This is a genomic window from Desulfosporosinus hippei DSM 8344 (genome assembly GCF_900100785.1).
GTDB lineage: Bacteria > Bacillota > Desulfitobacteriia > Desulfitobacteriales > Desulfitobacteriaceae > Desulfosporosinus > Desulfosporosinus hippei.
The window spans coordinates 283599-307236 of the sequence record NZ_FNCP01000002.1 but is presented as its reverse complement, the minus strand read 5'-3'; the positions used below and the strand labels follow the sequence as shown (position 1 = coordinate 307236).

General features: G+C 40.2%; 18 protein-coding genes and 2 other annotated features. Of the genes, 3 read left to right on the top strand and 15 right to left on the bottom strand.

Features of this window, described 5'->3' with window-relative positions; all coding sequences use genetic code 11:
• Positions 1-4: 4 nt before the first annotated feature.
• The 4 genes from BLS16_RS03335 to BLS16_RS03320 all read right to left on the bottom strand — a co-directional run bounded on the left by BLS16_RS03335 (position 5) and on the right by BLS16_RS03320 (position 4765).
• The gene (locus tag BLS16_RS03335; protein ID WP_092329845.1) at positions 5-1396 is read right to left on the bottom strand and encodes an FAD-binding oxidoreductase; all 1392 of its coding nucleotides are present in this window, start codon (positions 1394-1396) and stop codon (positions 5-7) included.
• Between the two features lie 15 nt (positions 1397-1411).
• Complete coding sequence (locus BLS16_RS03330; RefSeq protein ID WP_092329835.1) at positions 1412-2377, bottom strand: MBL fold metallo-hydrolase; 966 nt, start codon at positions 2375-2377, stop codon at positions 1412-1414.
• A gap of 71 nt (positions 2378-2448) precedes the next feature.
• A complete protein-coding gene (locus BLS16_RS03325) occupies positions 2449-3660 on the bottom strand; it encodes an MFS transporter (protein ID WP_092329832.1) in 1212 nt (403 codons plus the stop codon).
• A 340-nt stretch (positions 3661-4000) separates the two neighbouring features.
• Entirely contained in the window at positions 4001-4765 is a 765-nt protein-coding gene (locus BLS16_RS03320) for a MerR family transcriptional regulator (RefSeq protein ID WP_092329823.1), read from the bottom strand.
• Positions 4766-5620: 855 nt separating this feature from the next.
• Between BLS16_RS03320 and BLS16_RS03315 the strand changes: the two genes are divergently transcribed.
• Entirely contained in the window at positions 5621-7414 is a 1794-nt protein-coding gene (locus BLS16_RS03315) for an L-lactate permease (protein WP_092329821.1), read from the top strand.
• Between the two features lie 121 nt (positions 7415-7535).
• Here the strand turns inward: BLS16_RS03315 and BLS16_RS03310 are convergent, their stop codons facing one another.
• From BLS16_RS03310 to BLS16_RS03275, 8 genes are all read right to left on the bottom strand, one after another.
• Positions 7536-9056 carry a CapA family protein gene (locus BLS16_RS03310; RefSeq protein ID WP_092329819.1) on the bottom strand — a complete coding sequence of 507 codons (1521 nt, stop codon included), beginning with the start codon at positions 9054-9056 and terminating at the stop codon, positions 7536-7538.
• A gap of 130 nt (positions 9057-9186) precedes the next feature.
• Positions 9187-9828 (bottom strand): cyclase family protein, encoded by a 642-nt coding sequence (locus BLS16_RS03305; RefSeq protein ID WP_092329818.1) that lies wholly within the window; start codon positions 9826-9828, stop codon positions 9187-9189.
• 179 nt (positions 9829-10007) lie between these two features.
• On the bottom strand, positions 10008-10793 hold the full coding sequence (locus BLS16_RS03300; protein ID WP_092329815.1) for an enoyl-CoA hydratase/isomerase family protein: 786 nt from the start codon (positions 10791-10793) through the stop codon (positions 10008-10010).
• A gap of 169 nt (positions 10794-10962) precedes the next feature.
• Positions 10963-11634 carry a SanA/YdcF family protein gene (locus tag BLS16_RS03295; RefSeq protein WP_092329813.1) on the bottom strand — a complete coding sequence of 224 codons (672 nt, stop codon included), beginning with the start codon at positions 11632-11634 and terminating at the stop codon, positions 10963-10965.
• A 428-nt stretch (positions 11635-12062) separates the two neighbouring features.
• Complete coding sequence (locus BLS16_RS03290) at positions 12063-12857, bottom strand: ABC transporter ATP-binding protein (protein ID WP_092329943.1); 795 nt, start codon at positions 12855-12857, stop codon at positions 12063-12065.
• Between the two features lie 4 nt (positions 12858-12861).
• On the bottom strand, positions 12862-13767 hold the full coding sequence (locus BLS16_RS03285) for an ABC transporter permease (RefSeq protein ID WP_092329811.1): 906 nt from the start codon (positions 13765-13767) through the stop codon (positions 12862-12864).
• A 19-nt stretch (positions 13768-13786) separates the two neighbouring features.
• Positions 13787-14791 carry an ABC transporter substrate-binding protein gene (locus tag BLS16_RS03280; protein ID WP_092329809.1) on the bottom strand — a complete coding sequence of 335 codons (1005 nt, stop codon included), beginning with the start codon at positions 14789-14791 and terminating at the stop codon, positions 13787-13789.
• A gap of 122 nt (positions 14792-14913) precedes the next feature.
• Positions 14914-15158 (bottom strand) — a binding site (T-box leader).
• A gap of 188 nt (positions 15159-15346) precedes the next feature.
• Positions 15347-16009, bottom strand: a complete 663-nt coding sequence (locus tag BLS16_RS03275) for an NUDIX hydrolase (RefSeq protein ID WP_092329807.1) — start codon at positions 16007-16009, stop codon at positions 15347-15349.
• Positions 16010-16256: 247 nt separating this feature from the next.
• On the opposite strand from BLS16_RS03275, the gene BLS16_RS03270 reads away from it, so the two are divergent.
• Both BLS16_RS03270 and BLS16_RS03265 read left to right on the top strand, forming a co-directional pair.
• Positions 16257-17558, top strand: a complete 1302-nt coding sequence (locus BLS16_RS03270; RefSeq protein WP_092329804.1) for an aminotransferase class I/II-fold pyridoxal phosphate-dependent enzyme — start codon at positions 16257-16259, stop codon at positions 17556-17558.
• A gap of 367 nt (positions 17559-17925) precedes the next feature.
• Positions 17926-18468 carry a hypothetical protein gene (locus tag BLS16_RS03265; protein ID WP_092329802.1) on the top strand — a complete coding sequence of 181 codons (543 nt, stop codon included), beginning with the start codon at positions 17926-17928 and terminating at the stop codon, positions 18466-18468.
• A gap of 43 nt (positions 18469-18511) precedes the next feature.
• On the opposite strand, the gene ileS is transcribed toward BLS16_RS03265, so the two are convergent.
• From ileS to hisF, 3 genes are all read right to left on the bottom strand, one after another.
• On the bottom strand, positions 18512-21613 hold the full coding sequence (gene ileS / locus BLS16_RS03260) for an isoleucine--tRNA ligase (protein WP_092329942.1): 3102 nt from the start codon (positions 21611-21613) through the stop codon (positions 18512-18514).
• An 81-nt stretch (positions 21614-21694) separates the two neighbouring features.
• Positions 21695-21920, bottom strand: a binding site (T-box leader).
• Between the two features lie 99 nt (positions 21921-22019).
• Entirely contained in the window at positions 22020-22691 is a 672-nt protein-coding gene (hisIE, locus tag BLS16_RS03255; RefSeq protein ID WP_092329800.1) for a bifunctional phosphoribosyl-AMP cyclohydrolase/phosphoribosyl-ATP diphosphatase HisIE, read from the bottom strand.
• A gap of 172 nt (positions 22692-22863) precedes the next feature.
• Entirely contained in the window at positions 22864-23628 is a 765-nt protein-coding gene (gene hisF, locus BLS16_RS03250) for an imidazole glycerol phosphate synthase subunit HisF (protein WP_092329798.1), read from the bottom strand.
• Positions 23629-23638 lie beyond the last annotated feature (10 nt).

Genomic DNA, 23638 nt, shown 5'->3' with positions numbered 1-23638 from the left:
TCTATCACGCTCCAAACATTACACCTGGGTTCAAAAGATTATGTGGATCAAGGGCCTGTTTAATTTGACGTTGCACCGCAAGTCCTGCTTCCCCAGTTTGTAAGGTTATAAATTTAGATTTTGCCCGGCCAATACCATGCTCACCACTTAAGGATCCACCCAATTCTACTGTGACAATAAAGATCTCATTAATCGCCTTTTCGACCCTTGCCATCTCCTCAACATTTGTTTCATCTGTTAGGATTGTGGCATGCAAGTTTCCATCTCCGGCATGTCCCAGGATTGCAATTATAAGGTCATATTTAGCAGCGATTGCTTGAATACGGTTAACAGCGTCAGGAATACTGCTTCTGGGGACTGTAGCATCTTCTCCAATGATGGTCGGTCTAAGCCTGGATACAGCAGCGAAGGCCGAGCGCCGGGCCCGCCATAATTCCTCAGCTTCCATTTGTGTGCTTGCTATACGTATTTGAACTGCTCCCAGCCCCTTGCAGATTTGCTCTATCTTTCTAATTTGCTTCCCTAATATTTCAGAATCTCCATCTACTTCTATTAAGAGGACTGCACCGGCATCTATAGGCAGCCCGACCTTGGCATACTCCTCGATATTCTTGATGTAGATGTTGTCTAACAATTCCAGGGCACAAGGAACTAACCCGGCAGCAATGATTTCAGAGACAGTCTCACAGGCTTGAGCAATTTCAGGGAAAACTGCCATCATTGTATTCTTGGCTTCCGGTAAAGGAATAAGTTTAACAATAATTTTTGTTATGACACACAAGGTTCCTTCTGAACCTGTGAATAATTTGGTCATATCATATCCGGTTACATTTTTCATGGTTCTTCCGCCAGTGTTAATAACTTCTCCTGACGGAAGCACTACCTCCAGACCAATGACATAGTCTCTAGTTACTCCATATTTCACACCACGCGGTCCTCCTGCACATTCCGCTACATTGCCCCCCATGGTTGAGAAAGCTTGACTGGCCGGGTCAGGTGGATAAAAAAGTCCCATTTTCTCAGCTTCACCCTGTAATTGAGCGGTAATTACACCCGGCTCAACTACCGCAATTAGATTTTTGCGATCAATTTCCAGTATCTTGTTCATTCTCTTAAGAACCAAGATTATGCAATTTCCTAAAGAAACGGATCCTCCACTGACGTTTGTTCCTGCACCTCGTGGTACAATCGGAATCTTTTCCTGATTGGCAATCTTAATAATCCGGGCTATTTCTTCAGTGCTTCCCGGATAAACAGCTACTCCTGCCAAGTCTGTATTAAGATCTGCCTTCACAAATGAAGCATCATAGGTATAACAGTACAGATCTTCTAGAGCAGTATATATATTATCTTTCCCCACAATTTCACTTAGTCTCTGAATAGTCTCAGGTCTCAAACTAAAATGCCTCCTTTATTTAAGCCCATAAAGCAGGACTTCTCCCTCTATTGACCTTTCTACAACCCCAGTATGTACTAAATGCTCTAAATGTGATAAGGCCTCTCCGGAAGCAAACCACTTTTGAGAAGAAGGAAAGTCCCCCCATTTCTTATGACTTAAATCCCAGTGCATAGATGCTGCCATTTCAACAGGTGTCTTCCGTCCATCTCTTAATATAGCTCTAATCTCCTTGAGACGTTCTTCGTGATGAAGCAAAAGCTCATTTATTCTTCTTCTATGATCACTAATAATCTTTCTATGAGCGGTGAATAGATAAGCAATTTCATACTCAAGTACTTTTTCAAGACTCTTAAAATAAGTCCCTAAAATATCTTGCTCGAATCCCCAAAAGGTTATATTCGGAGTTATTTCATCAAGAATATGATCCCCACCGAAAAACAGCTTATGCTTTTTCTCATATAAGCCAATGTGTCCAGGGGTATGCCCCGGTATTTCTACGACATCCAAACAATAATCTCCAATAATCAGTTGATTTCCTTCGTTTAACGGGTTGTATTCAAGAGGCTCAGTCCTTTTAGTTCCGAACTCCTTGCCAAATTTTATGGGATTTTCCCCTTCAAATCCGAGAAGTCGATTGAGTGACTTAAAAAAACTATCCCTCTGGGATGTTTGATTGGAGATTTCTCCATCGATTTTGCTAAAATACACTGTTGGCACTCCCAGCTCTTTAAGAACATGGGCCAAACCTGAATGATCTGTATGCATATGAGTTATAAGTAGTTCTGTCTTCTTTAAGTCAAGGTTTAGTTCCTCTAGACCCCTCATCAACTCATTCTGGCACTCTGGCGTATTGAAACCTGTGTCAATGACTAAATTTCTGCTTTCCGATTTTACGATATAACTATTGATTGATTTCAAAGGGTTTTTAGGGAGAGGTATTTCGTTCAAAAATATGTTGGGGTAAACTTCAGTTACCATTGTAAAACCTCCAGATCTCGTAAACTCCTTGCCCATTTAAATCCAAACTGTCTTTATCCATTATACCTCGTTTAACTATCAATGTAACTGTTAACACTCTGACCATTAAACAAGGGCACTAAAAACAGCAACCCAACAATATACAAAACTCCCGCCGCTTCATACATAGCAACCAATGTAAACATTTCTTTAAGTACTCCTGCCATGCTCATAGTTAAAACCATAGCCCCAGTATACAAAGGCATCAAAATTCCGTTGACTCTTCCAATAAACTCGTTGTCTGAGTTTTGAAGCATCATCATATTGATGCCGATCATAATACAAGGAAGGACTAATCCCATTAATAGATGAACCAGATAGGTTAGCCACGGAAACGTAGAAAAACCGCAAATCGCTAAACCAATTGCCGAGATAAACATCCCAAAGGCCAATAGTTTTTGTGGTGAAATTGCTTTAGCAAAAATCATGACCATGATTCCACCGACCAGCATCCCTAATCCATTAAAGGTCATGAGCCATTGCAGGCTCTCTTTTGGTAAACCCAGTCGTTCTGTAATCAAAAAGATTCCTAATGGTTGAACAAGTCCTCCTCCTAAGCCCGCAGCCAGGAAGCATAAACCTAAAAGGGTAAGAGTTCTCTTCGCCAGTACATACCGAATACCGGCTTTCATTTCTTGACGAAGAGTTGTGACGGGTTTTTGAATAGCGCTTACACTGTCTGAAGGAAGGAATGTTAAGGAACCTGCTGAGAGCAAAAACGCTAGTCCCATAATAGCAATCGAAACCATAATCCCAAACTTATGATAAACAAACCTGCCCAGAATCGGCCCGAGGATCATAAAGATTGTAAAGATCGTTTGATAAATTGACATTACAGCTTGAATTCTCTCAGGAGGTAAATGTTCCTTGATCAGCTTCATACCTGAGGGTTGCGAGAACTGGGATAAGATGGCGGATATAATAGTCGTAAAAAAGACAGCTTTCCAGGTACCAAATACCAATGTACCCAAAACCCCAAATACTGAAATAGCACTTAGAATATCACACCAGATCATTGTTCGCTTTGGACGCCAACGGTCTGCAAAGGTTCCACCGATAAAAGAGAAAATAAAAATCGGGGTATATTCGGCTACGTAAATCATCGAAATAGCAAGTGCATTACCCTTTGTCTGTTCCATCACAAAAAGTAAAACTGCAAAATTCCGAACCCATATTCCAATTTGTAAGAATAGCGCAGACCCTAAAATTGCTTGCACTAGTCGATTGCCAATTAAATCTAACATAAAAACCTCCTGCCCATTATTCTTGGACAGGAGGTAAGTCATTTCAATACAAAAACATATGTCGCACCCTCTATATACCCCCAGGTATATATCCTTTTAGGGATGCGATCATTTGTCAACTAAAAATGCTCATACTAATCCTATCCTAGAAAAACACTCGTCATATTAACAAGAATTTCATTTTTGGAAATAAGAATTAGTAGCGCATTATGTTTTTCTTCACCCTTTCTTAACGAACCCAACTTAAGGCTATACCATTTGTGAAACTTAGTCAAGATCATCGCTAAAACATTATTCCTATAATGATATTGATAATGTTGCGCCATAATCGGCGAGAAGGCTATACATTCTGACCTGTGTAAATGAAGATAGCATCTCTAAGGAACTCCGCCGCGCCTGGTTGTTTCTCATCATAGTAAGCTGTAAATCTAGGATCATCCACATACATCTGGGCAAGTCCCGCATGGGCTTCTTTTGAATAACTATCCCATGTATAGCTTAACCACTGTCGATGAAGCTCTGCCGTCATTTGAGCAAGTTCTCCCGCCGGATCCCCCGTTATAAATGCCGCATATAAAGTTTCATTGACCCCTTTTGCAAGCTTTGTCATTTCATCATACTGCTCTTCAGTCATCCCTTTGAATCTTTGGTTAGACTTTTTAACGGTGTCGTCTCCATATTTCTCACGAATTTCCTGGCCATACTTCGCTTCATTTTCATCAACTAACTTTTGCTTAAAGCCTTCAAATTTTTCTTTATCCGACATATTGATCCTCCCTTCGTCTAACGCAATTGTTTTTTCAACATTGGCAATTAACATTTCTAATTGCACTTTTTTTTCAAGCAGCTTCATACGATGTTCTTGCAGTGCCTTTATTCCGTCAAAATCCGGTTCCGTTATGATAGTTTTAATATTTTCCAGACCCAAACCCATCTCTCGATAAAAAAGAATTTGTTGTAAACGATCCACTTCGGCTGATCCATAAAGTCGGTACCCTGACGTATTAATTCTAGCCGGCTTAAGAATTCCTATTTCGTCATAATATCTTAGAGTACGAGTGCTAACACCTGCTATATGACTTAATTTTTGCACTGTGTATTCCACGTGATCACCTCCTGCTGAATTCAATTTACACCTTTACGCAGCGTCAATGTAAATAGCAAAAACAAATCTTTATTTTAAGATTCGAAAACTAGAATTTCGACTTACGTAAATCGATAAAAATTCCTAACCCTGAATAAGCTACTGCAATTTCCAATAACACCATTATTAATCGTGTCATTTCATTACTCCCTTATTTCGTCTTCTGAAACCTATATAAGTAGCTCAAAGCTCATATTAGAGTAACCTCTTCAACCAAATATTTTAATTCGAGCTGTCCTGATAGATTAGTTATACCCCAAATGTAAATTGAAATTAATTCATTAGAATTTCGAATTTCACTAGATATGTTAAGTTTTTATGTTATATTTGAAATATATGTTAATTATTACATATACATACTATTATAACTTAAGTATAAACACGAAGTTATTAATAAACTATTTACACCCCTAAAATTTTTATCCAACCGTCTAAAAATCCCCTTGTCTTTCAATCTACTTCAAACTAACATAATTAACTATTTAGAAATCGGCCTTAATTTAAAACACAAATCAGAATCTTTTGCATTTTTTTAATCGCTCGTAATATGATTGTATTTTCAAAACACTTATACTTTTTGTTAGTTATTCATTAGTGAAAATAAACTCAATTTATTGAAAATATTTTTGATTTAGTATAATATAATAATACGTTCTTTCATACGTTTTGTTTTGGCCAGGTGGTATGATAGGTAAACCATTCTACTGTTCTGATGAACTGAAGGATCCTATCTTGAAAGGTGGTGATTGTCAGAAAAATAGTGAAAAAAGAATTATTATTATATCTATCCAAAAAAAATTTTGAGGAGGTTTCAAGATGAGTACTGGATTATTAGCCATTCTTTCCTTGCTCCCCATCGCCGTTGTTGCAATTTTTCTGGTAGGGTTACGATGGCCAGCAAGTAAAGCTATGCCGCTCTCATTTATTACAGCAGTCGTACTCGCACTTTTTATTTGGAAAGTCCCCGGTGCCCAAGTAGCCGCCGCTTCAATTAATGGTATTGTTACAGCAGTTACCCTTATGTACATTATTTTTGGTTCTATTCTTCTTTTAAACACCTTGCAAGAAAGTGGTGGACTTCAAGCCATTCGTCGAGGTTTCACTGGAATTACTGCAGATCGACGTATTCAGGTTATCATCGTTGCATGGCTCTTTGGTTCCTTTATTGAAGGCTCCTCAGGCTTCGGTACACCAGCAGCTGTAGCTGTTCCTTTGATGGTCGGACTTGGCTTCCCTGCAATGGCTGCCGTCGTTGCCGGAATGATGATTCAAAGTACTCCTGTATCTTTCGGAGCTGTAGGAACTCCTATGCTTACAGGCGTTGCTACTGGACTCAAAACTCCAGAATTACAAGCCTATGCCCAATCTCTTGGCTATACCGACTGGAATACATTTATTGGCTTTGCCATCGCAACAAAAGTTGCCTTCCTCCACTTTGTAGCCGGTGCCCTTATACCTCTCTTCGTCGTAGCTTTCATGACTCGCTTCTTTGGTAAAAACAAGTCCTTCAGTGAAGGTCTTAAGGTTTGGAAATTTGCGCTTTTTGCAGCCTTTGCCATGACTATTCCCTACATTATTGTTGCCAATTTACTCGGACCCGAATTCCCCTCTATGTTAGGTGGATTAATTGGTCTAGCAATCGTTGTTCCCGCAGCAAAAAGTGGTTTTCTTATGCCAAAGGATGAAACTTGGGATTTCGATAAGAAAGAAAATTGGGATCCAGAGTGGAATGGTTCAATCGAGATTAAAGATATCTCCGCCAAGACTAAGATGAGTAGCGTTATTGCTTGGATGCCTTATGTCCTTATTGGCGTGACCCTCGTTCTTACTAGGCTTCAATTCTTACCCTTCTTTGCTCTACTGAAAAAAGCCAAATTTGTTTATCCAAATATTTTAGGAACAAAAATTACCGCTAGTTGGGAAATCCTTTTCTCACCAGGTACTGCATTTATATTTGTCACAATCCTTACCTTCATCATTCACAAAATGAGCGCCCAATCTTATGGAAGAGCTTGGAAATCATCAGCTAAAACGATGCTCGGTGCGGGTTCAGCTCTCATCTTCACCGTCCCCATGGTTCAGGTTTTCATGAATTCTGCAGGTGGTGGAGCTGGTCTTCAAAGCATGCCGATTGTCCTTGCTGAAGCAGTTGCTGGGTTAGCTGGATCTGCATGGCCGATCTTTGCACCTCTAATTGGAGGACTTGGAGCTTTTGTAGCTGGTAGTAACACAGTTTCGAACATGATGTTCTCCTTGTTCCAGTTTGGTGTTGGAGAGCGAATCGGGGTTGATCCAACTTGGATTGTAGCACTTCAAGCAATCGGAGGCGCTGCAGGAAACGTCATCTGCGTGCACAATGTCGTTGCTGCTTCAGCCGTCGTAGGTTTGCTCGGAAAAGAAGGCTATGTTATCCGTAAGACATTAGTAGTATTTACCTACTATGCTTTACTCCCTGGAGCACTTGGATACTCTCTCCTGTATACCGCTCAAAAAGGGTTCTTCAATGTCGGAACAATTATTGTTGGATTAATCTGGGCTGCTGCGATTTATATTATTGCAACTAATAATGGCAGACTTAAGAATTTACCCAACTCACGTTTATCTGCATAATCTAAAATCTATCCTTAAAGAAATCAAAGGCCGGGCCAAATTATTGGTGCCGGTCTTTGATTTCTGCGCTGTAACACTAGTTACTACCAAACTAGCAGCAACCCTTTTTGAATATGAAAATTCATTTTGACGGCTCTGGTCTATAACCGGCAGATAACTTACAGGGGATGATCTGAGGCGAGCTTAACTCAACTAATTTGCCATCTACAAAGTCATATTGTTGTCGAAAAATTTCCGTATATTTATACCATGGATTGGGATTTCCTCCAAATACAAAATTTCCAAGACTATAGACTATACATCTTCCTTTATAATTCTCGTATTTTTGAATCACATGAGGGTGATGTCCGAGTACTAAATCTGCACCTTGGTCAATAGCCAGTTGGCCGAGCTTACGCTGAACTTGGGTTGGAAAATACTTGTTTTCTTGACCCCAGTGAAAACTAACAATTATCATTGAAGTTTTTTCTTCTTTTAGAGTTTCAATTTGTGTTTTTAATTGTAAAATTAGGTTATCTAAATTAACCCCCTCTTCGATTGGCCCTAAAGTATTTAAGCCTATTAGCCCAATTTTTACACCTTCTTTTTCATAAACTGTCACTTTTTGATCACCAAAACTTGAAATTTTTGCATGATCTAATGTTGCTACCGTGTCCTCATAACCTTTGTTCAAAAAATCCATGCTATGATTATTAGCTAGGTTTACTGCTTCGACACTCCCATCTTTCAAGATAGCTGTGTAATGCGGATTCCCCTTAAAGAAAAAAGCCCGAGTTCCTTGTGAACTCTTATTTGGTTTGTCGGTAGCTTCAGTCAAAGGACCCTCAAGATTTGCGATGGTCAAATCATCCTCAGCAAGAATTTTTTTTACCCCTGAGAAAAAATATTCTGTACCTTTCAGAGTATAGTATTGATTAAAACTGCCTTCATACAAAAAGCGTTCATCTTGCCCTAATGTTACATCTCCGATGGCACTAACTGAAATTCTAACCTCATTATTAATAGTTTTCAGTGAAGACTTTTGTGCAATAGCAACAGGTTCATAAGTATCAAGATCATCAAAATGCCACCATTCACTTGCTAGGGCCTTAAACCCGTTCTTAGTCATGACTTCTTTTAAATATTTTGCATTTTCGTTATCATTGACCCTAGCTGCATGCTCAGTGAAATCGTCAAAGCCTGTGGGCATAACTAGCTCATTCCCTTGATTATCTATTAAGGTTAAATCCACTGCTGAACCCCGCGAATGACTAGAATAACCCTTATAGGGGTTTGCAATAAAACGAGAATCCGGAATCAAATTCCACAAAGCAAATTGTACTTCAGGGCTCCTGTAGGCATCCCATATCTTCAAACGGTAGCCCTTTTTCTCTATCTCTTCAGCAACTTTTTTAAGTTTTTCAGCGGTACCCAGACGCAACTTTGCCGCTGGACTTTCGTAAAGTTTGCTGTGCGTAAAATTATTTGATGTTGCATACTTAAGGTCTATTACCACACTAGGAACGATCTGTTGGACTTCGACGAACTTAGACTTATTTTCTTGGCTAAGTGAATATCCAAGGATCTTGGTCGCTTGAACCTGACCAGAATAACCAAACACCAAAATTAGAATAATGAGGCAAGGCAAGAAACGATTTAACATGAAACTCCCCCCTTTGACTTACAGTTAAATTTAACTATAAAATCTCCAGAAAGGAGTCTTGTTATCTCAATTATCAACTTGTAAAATAGTGCTCCCATTCCTTCTATGGGGATTTATGTTAGAATATGTCTTAATGTTCGATTGCAATTGCCCGAACCGGAGATCCATCTGCTTGTTTATTCTTGAGTGGCATAACGCTTAACAGAAAAGATGCTTTAGGATCAATTGAATCTAAGTTTGTAAGATTTTCTATGATTACGATGTTCTTTTCTAAGAGAATTTTGTGAACTGGAAATGAGCTGCTTTCTATATCATCAATGGATATAGCATCAATCCCTATGCCTTTTAAAGCAAATTGGGATAACCATTCAGCTGTTTTCTCTGTTAAATAGGGGAAACCTTTGTAGTATTTAGGATTACCCCAATATTTGCTCCAACCTGTTTTTAAGATCAGAAAATCTATAGTTTGAATGGTTTCCTCATGAGAAATAATACTTTCAATGTCTAGTGCCTGGGTGTTAGACCTCGAAAAGTCAAGAATGATCGCAGTTCCTATAAACTTATCAATTGCAAATTCATCTAAATATGGACCATTCTGATGCATGTGAGCAGGTGCATCTATATGGGTACCGGTATGTGAGTACATTGTAATCTTCGCTTCTAAGAATCCATCCTTTTCTAAGGTATTTGCCCTCTGAAAAATTGGTTGTTCTGTCCCGGGGAAAACAGGCATACTTGAATGAATAAGATGGGATAAATCAGTGACTTTCATGATTTCCTCCTTGTCCTTATGGTTAAAAACTCATGAACTAATATATCCTTACCTTTCCCCAAAGTAAATCCCCTAACCATTGCAAAATAATAACAGTATTTATTATTTTGCAATGCTTAACATCTAAAAAGCTGGAAGCACTGTTCAGCGATTCCAACTTTTTATAAGCTACTATTTCACTATCGATTCTTAAAAACAGGTTTTCTTTTCTCTGCAAAGGCTGTACAGCCCTCTCTAAAGTCTTCAGACGACCAGGTCAAGACTTGATATAGGGCCTCTAACTCTGCCTGCTGATAATAGTCATTTCTGGCTGCTTCGCGCATGAGCTTTTTATCCAGGCCAACTGCCATTAGTGGTTGCAAGGCTAGCCTTTCTGCCCACCTGATTGCTTCGGGCAGACACTCCTCCTGGGGAACAACCTTATTAATCAACCCCAACTTTTCTGCTTCCTCAGCATTAATGATTTTTCCATACCACAATAATTCTAAAGCTTTATGATAACCCACTTTCTGAAATAAAAAGTGTGAGGCTCCACTATCCGGACAAAATGCTATTTGCATAAATGTAAAACCCATACGGGCTTGATCCGAAGCAATAATTAAATCGCAGGCCATACAGGCAGCTACTGAAGCTCCAGCTACAACCCCATTGAGTGCAGCTATGACTGGTTTTTTCAGTTCATAAATTGCAGTTACCAGGGCACCCGACCCATCATAAGTCTCCTTAGCGCTGATAGGATCTTTCATAGAGGCTAACTTGGTAATATCCCCTCCACTAGACCACCCTTTGCCCGCTCCGGTTATTATTAGTACTCTAATCAGCTCATTGTCTGCTGCTTCTTTGCAGGCAGCCTGAACATCTGAACAAAGCTGGTCATTAACCGAATTCATTGTTTCAGGTCGATTTAACGTGAGGATCGCTACTCCGGTCTCCATAATATCCAGCTTAACTGTCTTCCACTCCATATCTTCTTTCCACCCCTCATTAAAGCTAATTCGAATTGATACAACAATTTTGATTTATCAGAATATGAATAGTGATTCATATTCTGATAAATCAAAATTCGCCGAAACTTACAATAATCCTCTATTTGAGCAAAAAAATTTATGTTAAAAGGATAGATCTAAGATTAACCTACTTATCATCTGTCACCTTACCATCACCTATTACGGGAATAGACTCTCCTAAAAAGGTTGGTTCCGGCTTAAAAACCTTCGCCCACAGAAAATCTTTGTTTCGGGCTGCAATTTCTCTTAAATTATATATTGTCATAGCCTGTCCGTAATCATGTCTGTCCGAAGAAACACCATAGGCTTCCAATCCCAGAGCTCTCGCAACAAATACCGCTCGTTTTAGATGATATTCCTGAGTAACTATAATTACCTTTTGGACGCCAAAGATGTCTCTGGCCCTATACATGCTCTCATAAGTACTAAAACCTGCGTGGTCCATGAATACATCTTGCCCCGGGACACCCTTGTCTTTTAAGAACGTCTTCATGGAATTTACTTCATCATAGTCTTTTTGTCCATGATCTCCGCTCACTAATAGTTTAGGTGCTTTTCCCAGCCCATAAAGTTCATAACCAACGGTCAAACGATCCTTGAGCATTGTGGAAACAGTTCCGCTTGGAAAGACATAGGCACCTAAAACCAAAACAGCGTCTGCACTAGGAACTTCATCAGTACTTAATATGTAGCTTTCACCTACGGATTGGACATAATAATCGATGATTAGAGCTGTTGAGCCACCAAGTAAGATAAGCAAGACGAGGGAAATCAAAAACTGTTTTACACGCTTCTTCAAGCAACATCACTCCAGACTATTTCAACTTCCCAGAGACAAATATCCTAGTTAATTTGTCTCAAGGATTGATTTCTCTTCTAGGATAACTCTATTATATGTCCTATGAACCCATAGTTAAATATCAAATGTAATTAAGCGCCCATCTGAAGACAATTATACAGTTCAAATTCGACACTGGTGTCGAATTTGGGACATGCTTTAGCTGAAGTTAGGTGCTTTTATGAGCTTGCAATTTCTCCTCTTGTGTCCCAGGACATTCAGATTTCATCTGGCCAAACTGCGTGAAAAAGCCAAAATTCTGAAACTGTTAAATAATTTCCACTTGGTAATGAACATTAAAGGACTGTCTTACAAATGTCTGAGGACACGTTGTAAGACAGTCCCTATAATATCAATATAGTTCGATACTTCTTATTCTGCTCTAAAGCTCAACCTAAAAGCATTCTGTCGTTATCCAGCTCAGCTCCGCTGCGCTTTTCAAATTGCTCAATTAGGCGATCTACAGTCATGTCTTTTCTTTCATGTCCTTGAAGATCCATCATAATCCGACCTTCATGCATCATGATGGTCCTTGTTCCATATTCTAAGGAAGCTTTCATATTATGGGTAATCATCAGAGTACAAAGTTTTTCCTCCGAGACAATTTTACGGGTTAAGCTCAAGACCTTGCGAGCTATGGTTGGATCCAGGGCTGCAGTGTGTTCATCAAGAAGCAGCAGACGGGGTTTAATAATTGTGGCCATCAGTAGGGTAAGGGCTTGTCTCTGTCCCCCTGATAGGAGCCCCACTTTGTGCTTGAGCCTATTTTCCAGCCCCAGGTCCAATAGTTGTAGTCGCTCCTTGAAAAGGTTAATATCCTTTTTGGACACTCCTGCCTGTAGTCCTACAGATTTCCCCTTAGCAAAAGCAATAGATAAGTTCTCTTCAATGGTCATATCATGGGCAGTTCCCCTCAAGGGATCTTGAAATACTCTGCCAATATGCCTTGACCGTTTATACTCCGGATCAAATGTAATATCTGTTGAGTCCAGAGTAATCCTGCCATTATCAATCTCATAGACGCCGGAAATACAATTCATAAGGGTTGATTTTCCCGCTCCATTTCCACCGATAATAGTTACAAATTCTCCTTCCCCCAAGGATAGATTCACATCCCTAAGAGCAAGTTTCTCATTGGTGCTTCCTTTGCTAAATATCTTGCTTAACGACTCAACTCTAAGCATGAGGTTATTTGCTCCTTTCATGGGGTGTTATGGACATCTTCCGTTTCACAATTGAAAGGCGCTTTTTAAAAACTGGCATAGCCATTGCTATTGCCACAATTACGGCAGAAACAAGCTTAAGGTCAGTAGGAGGCATACCAAGTTCTAGAGCAAAGGCGATAATTAAGCGATAGAGAATTGAACCTAGAATAACCGCCATGAGCCTTCTTAAGAGTGAACTTACGCCAAAAACAACTTCTCCAATGATTACTGAAGCCAAACCAATAACAACCATACCAATCCCCATGCCCACATCCACAAAGGATTGAGACTGGGCAATCAAGGCACCGGCTACCCCAACTAATCCATTGGAAAGAGCTAACCCTACCAAAATTATGGTGTCAGTATTCACTCCCAGGGCTCTTACCATTGCGTCATTATCCCCTGTCGCTCTTAAAACAAACCCAAGCCTGGTCTTTAAAAAGAGAAACAGTAGAAAGAGAATTAATAATAAAACCGCTAAAGAAAACCCCAATTTATTATAGTCCCTAAGAATCTCTTCAAAGGGACTAAAGACGGTTATCTTATTGATCAAAGGAATATTCGCTCTGCCGCCCATAACCTTCAGGTTCACGGAGTACAGAGCCAACATGGTCAGAATACCCGCCAAAAGCGGCTGAATCTTTAGTTTGGTATGAAGCAAGGCTGTGATAGCTCCTGCTCCACACCCGGCAATAAATGCAGCCCCTAAGCCTAAAAAAGGATGCCCATTTAGACTCAAGACCACAGACACTGCCGCCCCAAGGACAAAACTTCCGTCAACACTTAAGTCAGGCATATTAAGGGTTCTAAAGGATATAAAAACGCCTAATGCCATTACTGCATAAATTAATCCTAATTCCAGAGAACCCATTAACACCATGACACTCATTCTTTAATCCCCTTGTTTCTTAGTTTTCAAATACCTGAGCGGCAGATTTCCGCACATCTTCAGGCAGATTAATTCCGATAGCTTTTGCTGTTGAATTATTGAGATAAATGTCCATATCCTTCATGGTTTTTACTGGAATATCCCCGGCTTTTTTCCCTTTCAAAATCTCAACAGCCATAGCTCCGGTTTCTTTACCCAACACTTGATAATTGATTCCGTAGGTCGCAAGCCCTCCATCTTTAACCATAGAATCCGCGCCAACATAAACTGGTTTTTTAGCCTTGTTAGCAATTTGAGTTACTAAAGGCATAGCGGAGGCCACGGTGTTATCAATAGGAGAAAAGAGAACATCAACCTTATCAACTAAGGATGTGACTGCTTGCTGTACCTCCGAAGAGTTCGTCACAGTAGCATCGATCACTGTCATATTGTTCTTCTTAGCATATTCTTTTAACTCATTAACCACAGAAACCGAGTTTGTTTCACTTGAATTATATAATGCCCCAATTGTTTTAAAATCAGGAGTAATGCGCTTACTTAACTCCATAATTTTTTCTGCTGATACAGCATCCGATGTGCCAGTAACATTTCCGCCTGGTTGTTCCATATTGGTGACCAACCCGGATCCCAGCGGATCCGTACAAGCTGAGAAAAGAATAGGTATGTCTTTCGTCTCACTAACGACTGCTTGCGCTGAGGGTGTTGCAATAGCAACAATGAGGTCATATTTGTTGCTTACAAATTTTTGAGAGATGGTTTTCAAATTTGTTTGGTCACCTTGGGCATTTTGATAGTCAATAGTAATCGATTCACCATCTTTATAGCCTTGAGCCTTCAACTCTTCAATTAATGACTCTCTGATGGTGTTCAGGGATGGATGTTCAACAATTTGTACAATACCAATTTTCTTTTTCGTATCGGTGCTGCCAGTATTTTCAGTTTTACTGGGGGCACAGGCTGTTAAGGATAACACGAGAGCTAGGGTCATAAAGGCTGAGATCACTACCGCTAATGGTTTTTTCATAGAAGATACCTCCCCATTTTTAATTAAATAATTTATTTGAGGGTTCCTTCTCTGCACGTATCATTCGAGTCGCGGTTCCAAATGATACGAAGTGTGGGCACAAAACAAAACGCCTATCCTTAAATAAGGACAGACGTTAATCTGCGGTACCACCTTAGTTGATGCAAAAATGCATCCTCTCCTGCAGAGTGCCAACACACCCTTAGCCCAATAACGCTGGCTTAGCGTTGGCAACTACTAAGACCTAAGCCTTTTCGCTCCACCCTCTGGGGCCCATTTATCCGCTCCATTACCTGCCGAGCTCCCACCCTTCTCGACTCTCTTTGAGGTTGGCCATGCGGTTTTACTTCCCCTTCAACAGTTTATATAATCATAGCACTCTATCAAGGGGATTTCAAGAGTCTGTTTTTGGTATGTAGCTGTTCTATAATAATTTACTTCTAAGGATGTTTTTGATAATAGTATAAATCTCAGAGGTGAACCGGATAACTTATGTAGAATAACAACCGAATATTGACCCCTGATATGCGGAAGATGATAGAAACGAGTCAGTCTTTACGCCTTAATTTTTCCTATGACATCTCTAATTAGTCTGGCCGTTATCCCCCATATTACTTCTCCCGCAACTTTATAGACAAAAATATTATTCATTATATTTCCCCATGGCCTTGTATACCGCTCAGGCAGCCCCAATTCTTTGGCTGGAAAAAGAACAATCTCTTCTCCCGCTTGGTTAATATAGGATGGATGAGCAGTAATACTTACCTGATAAAGCTCGGGTTCATTGTTTTCAAAATACGAAACGGGCACCGAAAAAATTCTCTCTACTTCATCAGAATTTATGTTCAACTCATCCAAGCTACTTATATCAAGAACCCCTAGAAATGCGTCAACAGTAGTACCCATTATTGATATAATAGTGTCAAGGGGGCCTATAACACTGATTTTTTCTGGAGAAACACCTAACTCTTCAACAGTCTCCCTCAAGGCTGTCTCCTTAAAATCAGCGTCCTTAGTGGGATCAAATTTCCCCCCAGGGAAACAAATCTCCCCACCTTGTCGAATCGATGCTGATCTTTTTTGGAAGACAAAATGATAATCTCCATTGACAGGTAATAGTAGCGCTAAAACAGCAGAATTAAAAAATTCTTCTTTGCCATTTATTCCGGGTAATGCCGGCCACCTTTTGATTAAACCATCTAATCTTGATTTATTCATCGATCAAATACACTTATCCTCTCACAAAAAGGCTATTTCGGAAGTTAATGCTTCTTACCCCTGCAAAAAACAGTGTTTACGCTTCCACAAAATATAGTAATTAGTTTTCTCCACTAATTCAAAAAATCCCTTCATTTTAGGATAAATAGTAGAGGAAAAAACCATTTTAGTGTACAATTTAGTTGCTTAGGATTGATAACAAATTTCACTATAAATTGACATCTAGATTGAGCAAGGGAGTAATAATATGAATGAAATTGCCCAAGACTTAAATATTGAAATTCAACGCAAAAATCCCCATGTTTACGAGTTATTGTCAACACTTGGAAAAGAGCTCTACTATCCTAAGGGGATTCTGACGCAGACTGCTGAGGCAAAGCAAAAAGCTCATCGCTTTAATGCAACTATTGGAATTGCAACGGAGCAAAATCATCCGATGTTCTTACCATTAATTCAGGAAACACTTTCGAACTATGATCCCAAAGACCTCTATCCTTATGCTCCTCCCGCAGGGAAGCCGGAGCTAAGACAGCTTTGGCGCGAAAAAATGTTACAGGAAAACCCTTCTTTGATCAATAAATCATTTAGTAACCCCATCGTTACTAATGCCTTAACCCATGGCTTAAGTATTATCGCAGACTTATTTATTGACGAAAACGATCCACTGGTATTGCCTGATAAACTATGGGGTAATTACAACTTTATTTTCGGAGTCCGCAGAGGAGCGAAGAATATTACTTTTCCTTTCTTTACTGAGGAAGGGGCGTTTAATACCCAAGGCATGAAGGAAGCACTGCTTTCCAAAAAAGAGCACGGAAAAGCCATTTTATTACTTAACTTCCCGAATAACCCGACTGGTTATACCCCTACAGAACAAGAAGCAACAGAGATCGTTGCAGCTTTAAAAGAAGTTGCGGACCAAGGAATGAATCTGGTAGTAATTAGTGATGATGCCTATTTCGGATTATTCTACGAGGATTCTATTAAGGAATCAATGTTTGGGCGAGTCGCCAATATTCATCCTAGAATACTGCCAATCAAAGTTGATGGAGCTACAAAAGAGGATTACATGTGGGGCTTTCGAGTAGGGTTTATAACCTTTGGTTCAGAGTATCCCGCGGTATTAGACGGCCTGGAAAAAAAGACTCAAGGAATTCTAAGAGGAACAATTTCCAGTGCATCACACCCTGCCCAAACCTTTGTTTTAAATACCATTCGGTCGGCAGAGTTTCAAACTCAGAAAAGAGAAAAATACGAAGTCTTAAGACAACGTGCCATTAAGGTCAAACAAATACTGGATCAAGGGGATTATAAGGACGCTTGGGACTACTATCCTTTTAATTCAGGTTATTTCATGTGCCTAAAACTTAAAGGAGTCGATCCCGAAGCTCTACGCCTCCATTTACTTGAGAACTATGGTGTTGGGATCATCTCCCTTGGGGAAACTGATATTCGAGTAGCTTTTTCTTGTGTTGAAGAAGCGGAACTTAAAGATCTTTATGACCTTATTTATCAGGGATTTAAGGATTTGGTTGGTAAAGCTATTTAAGTATACATTTATTTCGTTGACCTTTATTGATTTCGTCGATCTTTATGGTTAACTGTCAGCGAACTCGTTCTACTAGAGATGAACGCCAAGTTTTCGTAACAGAATTTATTTTTGCTAATTGTTTAATAATACCCGTGGTTAGATATTTGTATCTAACCACGGGTATTTCCGATGACCTTTAACCAGCTTTCACTGCACTTAACCATCTCACTTCAAAACAAATTTATGTCACTATTAGATTATTCAGGTTTTTTCTTTACACTAATCGACAGAACTTTCTTTATTACTTAGGACGTTGTTCAGAAATAATTATATAATATTTTCACGATCAATAGGTTTACAAGTAATTTATACGAGGAGGGTGAGTATGAAAGTCCAACAAAGATCTCTTTTCCTGGTCTTGCTTCTAATAATGTTGTTTTCTTTTCCTAGTGTTGCCTCTGCTAAAACCGATGAATACGGTTACAATCCTCAAGCACGGTCTTTTAAAGGAACTTTAGACAATTGGGAAGCTTTTATGAGGGGAGCCCCCCCCACTCCTGTGGATTGGAAAGCAAAAGATGTTATTTTTATTGAGCGAAAATGGGACAAGCGCTTTGATCCCATGATTCAGGGCGAGCCTCCCACTGCTCCGGGAGCATGGCAAAAGGCCAAGCTGTGGGAATACCTATCTGGAGATAAACTTGGCTGGACATGGCATCAAGCTTTGGAAGTGGTTTATTCCCCTAATAGACCGATTCCCGGCGCGATAGTACTCACTCCTCAGGAGATGGGGATTGAAGGTTTTTATTGTGTGGTTATGGAAGAGTGGTTGGTTGACCCTCATGGGAAAAAGACTATAGTTGAAGATTTCAACTTAAAACATAATATCATCAAGAGAGCACTTCACTGGAAAGGCTGGAAGCATTAGCTTCCAGCCTTCCCTTTTGTAATTCCCTATCCTCATGTTGATTCTATAATTTGACCAACTTCAAACCTGTCTCATGACCGTTAAGACTCTGCCTTTCTAAGCCCATATCCTCGATTCTCTCAATACTGTCGGCCAGAGTCTCTTGCTTAATATAGTCTTCGAATAATTTGACAGCCTCAGCTATTTCCTCATCACCATCAAAGTATATCTTAATTCTGTCCATCATCTCATAGCTATTGTTCTTTCTCATCTGCTGTACCTTGGAGATATATTCCCTGGCATAGCCTTCATTGATCAGTTCCTTGGTCAAAGTAGTGTCTAGTATTACAAATAAATTGTCCTCTACTGTCATTGTAAAGCCTTCTTTAGCCGAGATAGTGGTGATTACATAATCCTTAATTAAGTCTAGAAGCTCACCCTCTACCTCTACTGAGATTGTTTCTCCAGCCTCTAGCTTGGGCACAACTGCCGAAGCGTCTAGGGCCGCCAGCACCTTACCTAATGATTTAACTTTAGCCCCAAAGATGGAACCTGCCACTTTGAAATTAGGCTTTAAGCTAAAGTTTAAATACTGGTTCAAATCCTTGGCAAACACAACCTCCTTAACATTTAATTCCTCTTGAATTAAGGGAAGCATGTATGCTATTAGTTGTTCATATTTACCGTCAATCAATATCTTTTGGACAGGTTGTCGCACCTTGATTTTCACCTGTTCCCTTGCCGCCCGGCCTAAACCAACTAGGTTCCTCACCAAATCCATTCTATATTCCAATTCCTCGTCGATTAGCCCTAAATCGGCAACAGGATAATCTGCCAGATGAACTGATAGCTCATCTGTCAAACTTCGATAGAGTTCTTCAGCAATATATGGTGCAAAGGGAGCTACTAATTTAGATAGTCCCACAAGTATTTCATAGGTTGTATTGTTGACAGCTTTCTTATCGTCAGTTAACTCTGACTCCCAGAAACGTCTGCGCGAACGTCTAATGTACCAATTGGAAAGATCTTCATTAACAAACTCCTGAATCTTTCTCACCGCTTTGGTCAGATCAAAAACACTCAGATCTGACTCAACCCCTTGGAGAAGGCTGTTATACTTTGACAATACCCAGCGGTCAAGCTCTGGTCTGTCTGAGTGGGCAATAAAGAAATCCCGGGGATCCAGCTTATCCGTCGAAGCGTATAAGGAAAAGAACGCGTAGACATTTCTCAAAGTGCCAAAAAACTTACTTTGTACTTCCTTAAGCCCTTCAATATCAAATTTAGTCGGAATCCAGGCTGGTGAAACATGAAGTAAATACCACCTTAAGGCATCTGCTCCGTATTGATCAAAGAGCTCAAAAGGATTTACTGTATTTCCTTTAGACTTAGACATTTTGTGTCCGTCTTTATCCAGAATTAAGTCGTTAACCAATACTCGCTTATAGGGAGCTACTCCTTTAATAAAGGTAGAGATAACGAGTAGAGAATAGAACCATCCTCTCGTCTGATCAATTCCTTCACAAATGAAATCCGCCGGGAAGAGTTGATCAAAGTTTTGGCTGTTTTCAAAGGGATAATGGTGCTGAGCAAAAGGCATTGAGCCACTGTCAAACCAGCAGTCAATAACGTCCGTCACTCTAGTCATTGTCCCGCCACATTTTGTACATTTAAGGTGAATATCATCTACAAAGGGCCGGTGTAATTCGATGGTCGTTTCATCCAGTGCCTCCACGGCATTATCAACTAGTTCTCTTCTTGAGCCTATTGATGTGGTGTGTCCGCAAGCGCATCTCCAGATGTTAAGGGGCGTTCCCCAATATCGGCTTCTCGACAAAGCCCAGTCATTAGCGTTTTCTAACCAGTTGCCAAATCTTTTTTCACCGACATAATCCGGATACCACTCAACACTGTTATTGTTTTCTACCAATTTGTCTTTGAACTTAGTCACTTCAATGTACCAGCTGGGTTTAGCATAATACAGGAGTGGGGTCTGACATCTCCAGCAGTGTGGATAATTATGCTCCATCTTTTCTTTTTTAAATAGCTTTCCTTCAGCATGTAACCACTTGATAATTTCTAAATCTGCCTCCATAACAAAGTTCCCTGCCCAAGGTGTGGTCACAAACTTTCCAGTTTCATCCACAGGCTGAAGCACCGGCAAATTATATCGGCGTCCGGTATTATAATCATCCTCCCCAAAGGCTGGAGCGGTATGAACAATTCCGGTACCGTCTTCAGTTGTTACATAATCCCCTACGGTGACAAAAAAGGCTTTCTTATCTGCCTTTACAAAAGGCATCAATTGCTCATATTCCACATACTCCAGGTCTTTTCCCTTGATCTCTTCTATTACTTCAAACTCTTCACCCAAGACCTTATGGGACAGAGTCTTAGAAACATAATAGATCTCCTTATTCTGTCTAACCTTTAGGTATACCTCTTCAGGATTTACGGTTAGTGCCACATTGGAGGGAAGAGTCCAGGGCGTTGTTGTCCAGACCAGAAAATATTCCTGAACATCTTTGCGCTTAAATTTTACTACAACTGTGTTACTCTTAATTACTTTATAGCCTTGGGCTACTTCGTGAGAAGCTAATCCCGTTCCGCAGCGGGAGCAATAGGGCAAAATCTTATGTCCTTCGTAAATCAAACCTGCTTTAAAAAATTGATCTAAGATCCACCACACACTCTCAATATAATTATTATCCAAGGTAACATAGGGATGATCTAAATCAATGGAGTATCCCATGCGCTTGGTCATCTCTCGCCATTGCTTCTCATAGCTAAACACAGATTCTCGACACTTTTGATTAAAATCAGCAATTCCATAGGCTTCAATTTCCTGCTTGTTAGAAAGCTTGAGCTGCTTTTCAACCTCTATTTCCACAGGAAGACCATGAGTATCCCAGCCAGCTTTACGCTTGACTTGATAACCCTGCATCGTCTTGTACCTACAAACGGAATCCTTTAACGTTCTGGCGATAACGTGGTGTATCCCTGGTTTGCCATTGGCCGTAGGAGGACCTTCGTAAAAAACGAAAGGTGTTTTTCCTTCCCTGATTTGAATACTTTTACTTAGTATCTCCTGTTCATCCCAAGAATTTGCAATTTCGCTTTCCCTTTTAGCCACCGTCAGATCCGAAAGAGGTTTAAAATTAGACATCATCATCTTCCCTTCTTATTTGAACAATGTGTTGACCTAGTCATGCTGGATAAAAACATCAAAAAGTCCCTAAGTCAATGACTTAGGGACGGATTATCCGCGGTACCACCCTTTTTATTAACAGATATAGTTAACTACCTATTAATCGCTTAAAACATGTAACGCATGCCTACGGAGCAGCTTAGATTCCTTCAGCCACCCAACTCCAAGGTGATCTTCACAAAAACCCTTCGTCATAATCTTTCAGCCTAGGATTATGTCTCTAAAAACCCAGTTTTTTTGTTACTATCCTTTTCATCATTGTTGTTAATATTTTTCCCAATATCCAAGTGATTAAACCTAATATTGTTTTATAATATTCCAGCTACATGAATATTGTCAAGAGCTTTCAATGTCCAATCCCCTTTTACTTCCGCCTTTTAAGAAGTTCTCTGCTAACCTCAGCTACGCTGACCCCTCGCTCTTCCAGCATCACTAAGACATGATAGAACAAATCCGAAACTTCACACCTTATCTCATCCGGATCAGAATTTTTAGCAGCAATAATCACTTCTGCACTTTCTTCTCCAACCTTTTTGAGGATTTTGTCAATTCCCTTTTCAAACAAATAGGTGGTATAAGCCCCTTCAGGACGTTCTAAGTTCCTAGAGTGAATAACATCCGTTAAAAGTTCTAGAGTCCTTCCCAGTGTTAGCTCAGGTCTTACCTCCGGTTCCCCGATCTCTTTAAACCCTTCGTTAGTTAAATCATAGTGGAAACACGAGAAGTAATTTTCATGGCAAGCCATACCTGTCTGCTTCACAGTGAGGAGTAATGTGTCCTTATCACAGTCAAATTTGATGTCGACGATCTCCTGAAAATGCCCAGATGTTTCCCCTTTCAGCCACAAGGATTGTCGGCTTCTACTATAATAGCAAGCCTTCCTCTCTAGTAGGGTTCGCCGTAAAGACTCTTCATTCATATATGCCAGCATTAAGACTTCTTTAGTCTCTACATCCTGGACAATGGCAGGCACAAGGCCCTGAGCATCCCAGCGGATCTTCGATAAGTCTAAAGCTTGAATTATATTTCTATCCATAGGGATCTTCCTTTCTCCATTTATAATTAACCACTTAAGCTTGTTAGTTACTTATGACTAAGTATCAAATTATATCATTTAGTCCTGAATCAGGATCGACTAATCTACTTTTCTTATCGGAAGTATCTATGGGTTTATAAATTACACAAGTTTTCGAAAATCGAGTTCCATGTCAGGCAAGGCCACGAACAAGGATTCCCCGTTCCGCCAAAAACCGTTTAACCTCCTGAATACTGTACTCCTTATAATGGAAGATAGAAGCGGCTAAGACTGCGTCGGCTTCCCCTAAAGTCAAGCCTTCTGCTAAATGTTCTAAGGTTCCAACCCCGCCGCTGGCAATAACGGGCAGGGATACAGCTCTGCTAACAGCACGAGTTAATTCTAATTCGTAACCAATCTTAGTCCCGTCACGATCCATGGAGGTTAAAAGGATTTCCCCCGCCCCTAGAGCTTCTACCTCAGCAGCCCACTCTAAAACATCCTTACCTGTCGCTGTTCTACCTCCGTGTATGTACACCTCCCATTGACCCTGTGCTGTTTTTCGTGCGTCAATAGCTACAACAATACACTGACTTCCGAAGGCATGAGCACCTTCCTGAATGAGTCTGGGAGTTTTTACTGCAGATGTGTTTAAAGCTATTTTATCTGCTCCTGCCCTGAGCATGCGGCGAATATCCTCAATAGTACGCAAGCCTCCTCCGATGGTAAAGGGTATAAAAACTTCCTCGGCGGTACGACGTACTACATCTACCATGGTTTCTCGATTATCTGAAGAAGCGGTTATATCCAAAAATATCAGCTCATCGGCACCTTCTCGATCATACAAAGCTGCGAGTTCTACGGGATCTCCTGCGTCACGCAATTGTACAAAATTCGTTCCCTTGACTACACGCCCGTCATGGACATCTAAACAGGGAATGATACGCTTACTTAACATGCCATTCCCC

Bases quoted from the DNA above. Each gene is read 5' to 3' on its own strand.
- BLS16_RS03330 (WP_092329835.1), bottom strand. From the start codon at position 2,377: ATGGTAACTGAAGTTTACCCCAACATATTTTTGAACGAAATACCTCTC.
- BLS16_RS03325 (WP_092329832.1), bottom strand. From the start codon at position 3,660: ATGTTAGATTTAATTGGCAATCGACTAGTGCAAGCAATTTTAGGGTCT.
- BLS16_RS03315 (WP_092329821.1), top strand. From the start codon at position 5,621: ATGAGTACTGGATTATTAGCCATTCTTTCCTTGCTCCCCATCGCCGTT.
- BLS16_RS03310 (WP_092329819.1), bottom strand. From the start codon at position 9,056: ATGTTAAATCGTTTCTTGCCTTGCCTCATTATTCTAATTTTGGTGTTT.
- BLS16_RS03305 (WP_092329818.1), bottom strand. From the start codon at position 9,828: ATGAAAGTCACTGATTTATCCCATCTTATTCATTCAAGTATGCCTGTT.
- BLS16_RS03300 (WP_092329815.1), bottom strand. From the start codon at position 10,793: ATGGAGTGGAAGACAGTTAAGCTGGATATTATGGAGACCGGAGTAGCG.
- BLS16_RS03290 (WP_092329943.1), bottom strand. From the start codon at position 12,857: ATGCTTAGAGTTGAGTCGTTAAGCAAGATATTTAGCAAAGGAAGCACC.
- BLS16_RS03285 (WP_092329811.1), bottom strand. From the start codon at position 13,767: ATGAGTGTCATGGTGTTAATGGGTTCTCTGGAATTAGGATTAATTTAT.
- BLS16_RS03280 (WP_092329809.1), bottom strand. From the start codon at position 14,791: ATGAAAAAACCATTAGCGGTAGTGATCTCAGCCTTTATGACCCTAGCT.
- BLS16_RS03275 (WP_092329807.1), bottom strand. From the start codon at position 16,009: ATGAATAAATCAAGATTAGATGGTTTAATCAAAAGGTGGCCGGCATTA.
- BLS16_RS03270 (WP_092329804.1), top strand. From the start codon at position 16,257: ATGAATGAAATTGCCCAAGACTTAAATATTGAAATTCAACGCAAAAAT.
- BLS16_RS03265 (WP_092329802.1), top strand. From the start codon at position 17,926: ATGAAAGTCCAACAAAGATCTCTTTTCCTGGTCTTGCTTCTAATAATG.
- ileS (WP_092329942.1), bottom strand. From the start codon at position 21,613: ATGTCTAATTTTAAACCTCTTTCGGATCTGACGGTGGCTAAAAGGGAA.
- hisIE (WP_092329800.1), bottom strand. From the start codon at position 22,691: ATGGATAGAAATATAATTCAAGCTTTAGACTTATCGAAGATCCGCTGG.
- hisF (WP_092329798.1), bottom strand. From the start codon at position 23,628: ATGTTAAGTAAGCGTATCATTCCCTGTTTAGATGTCCATGACGGGCGT.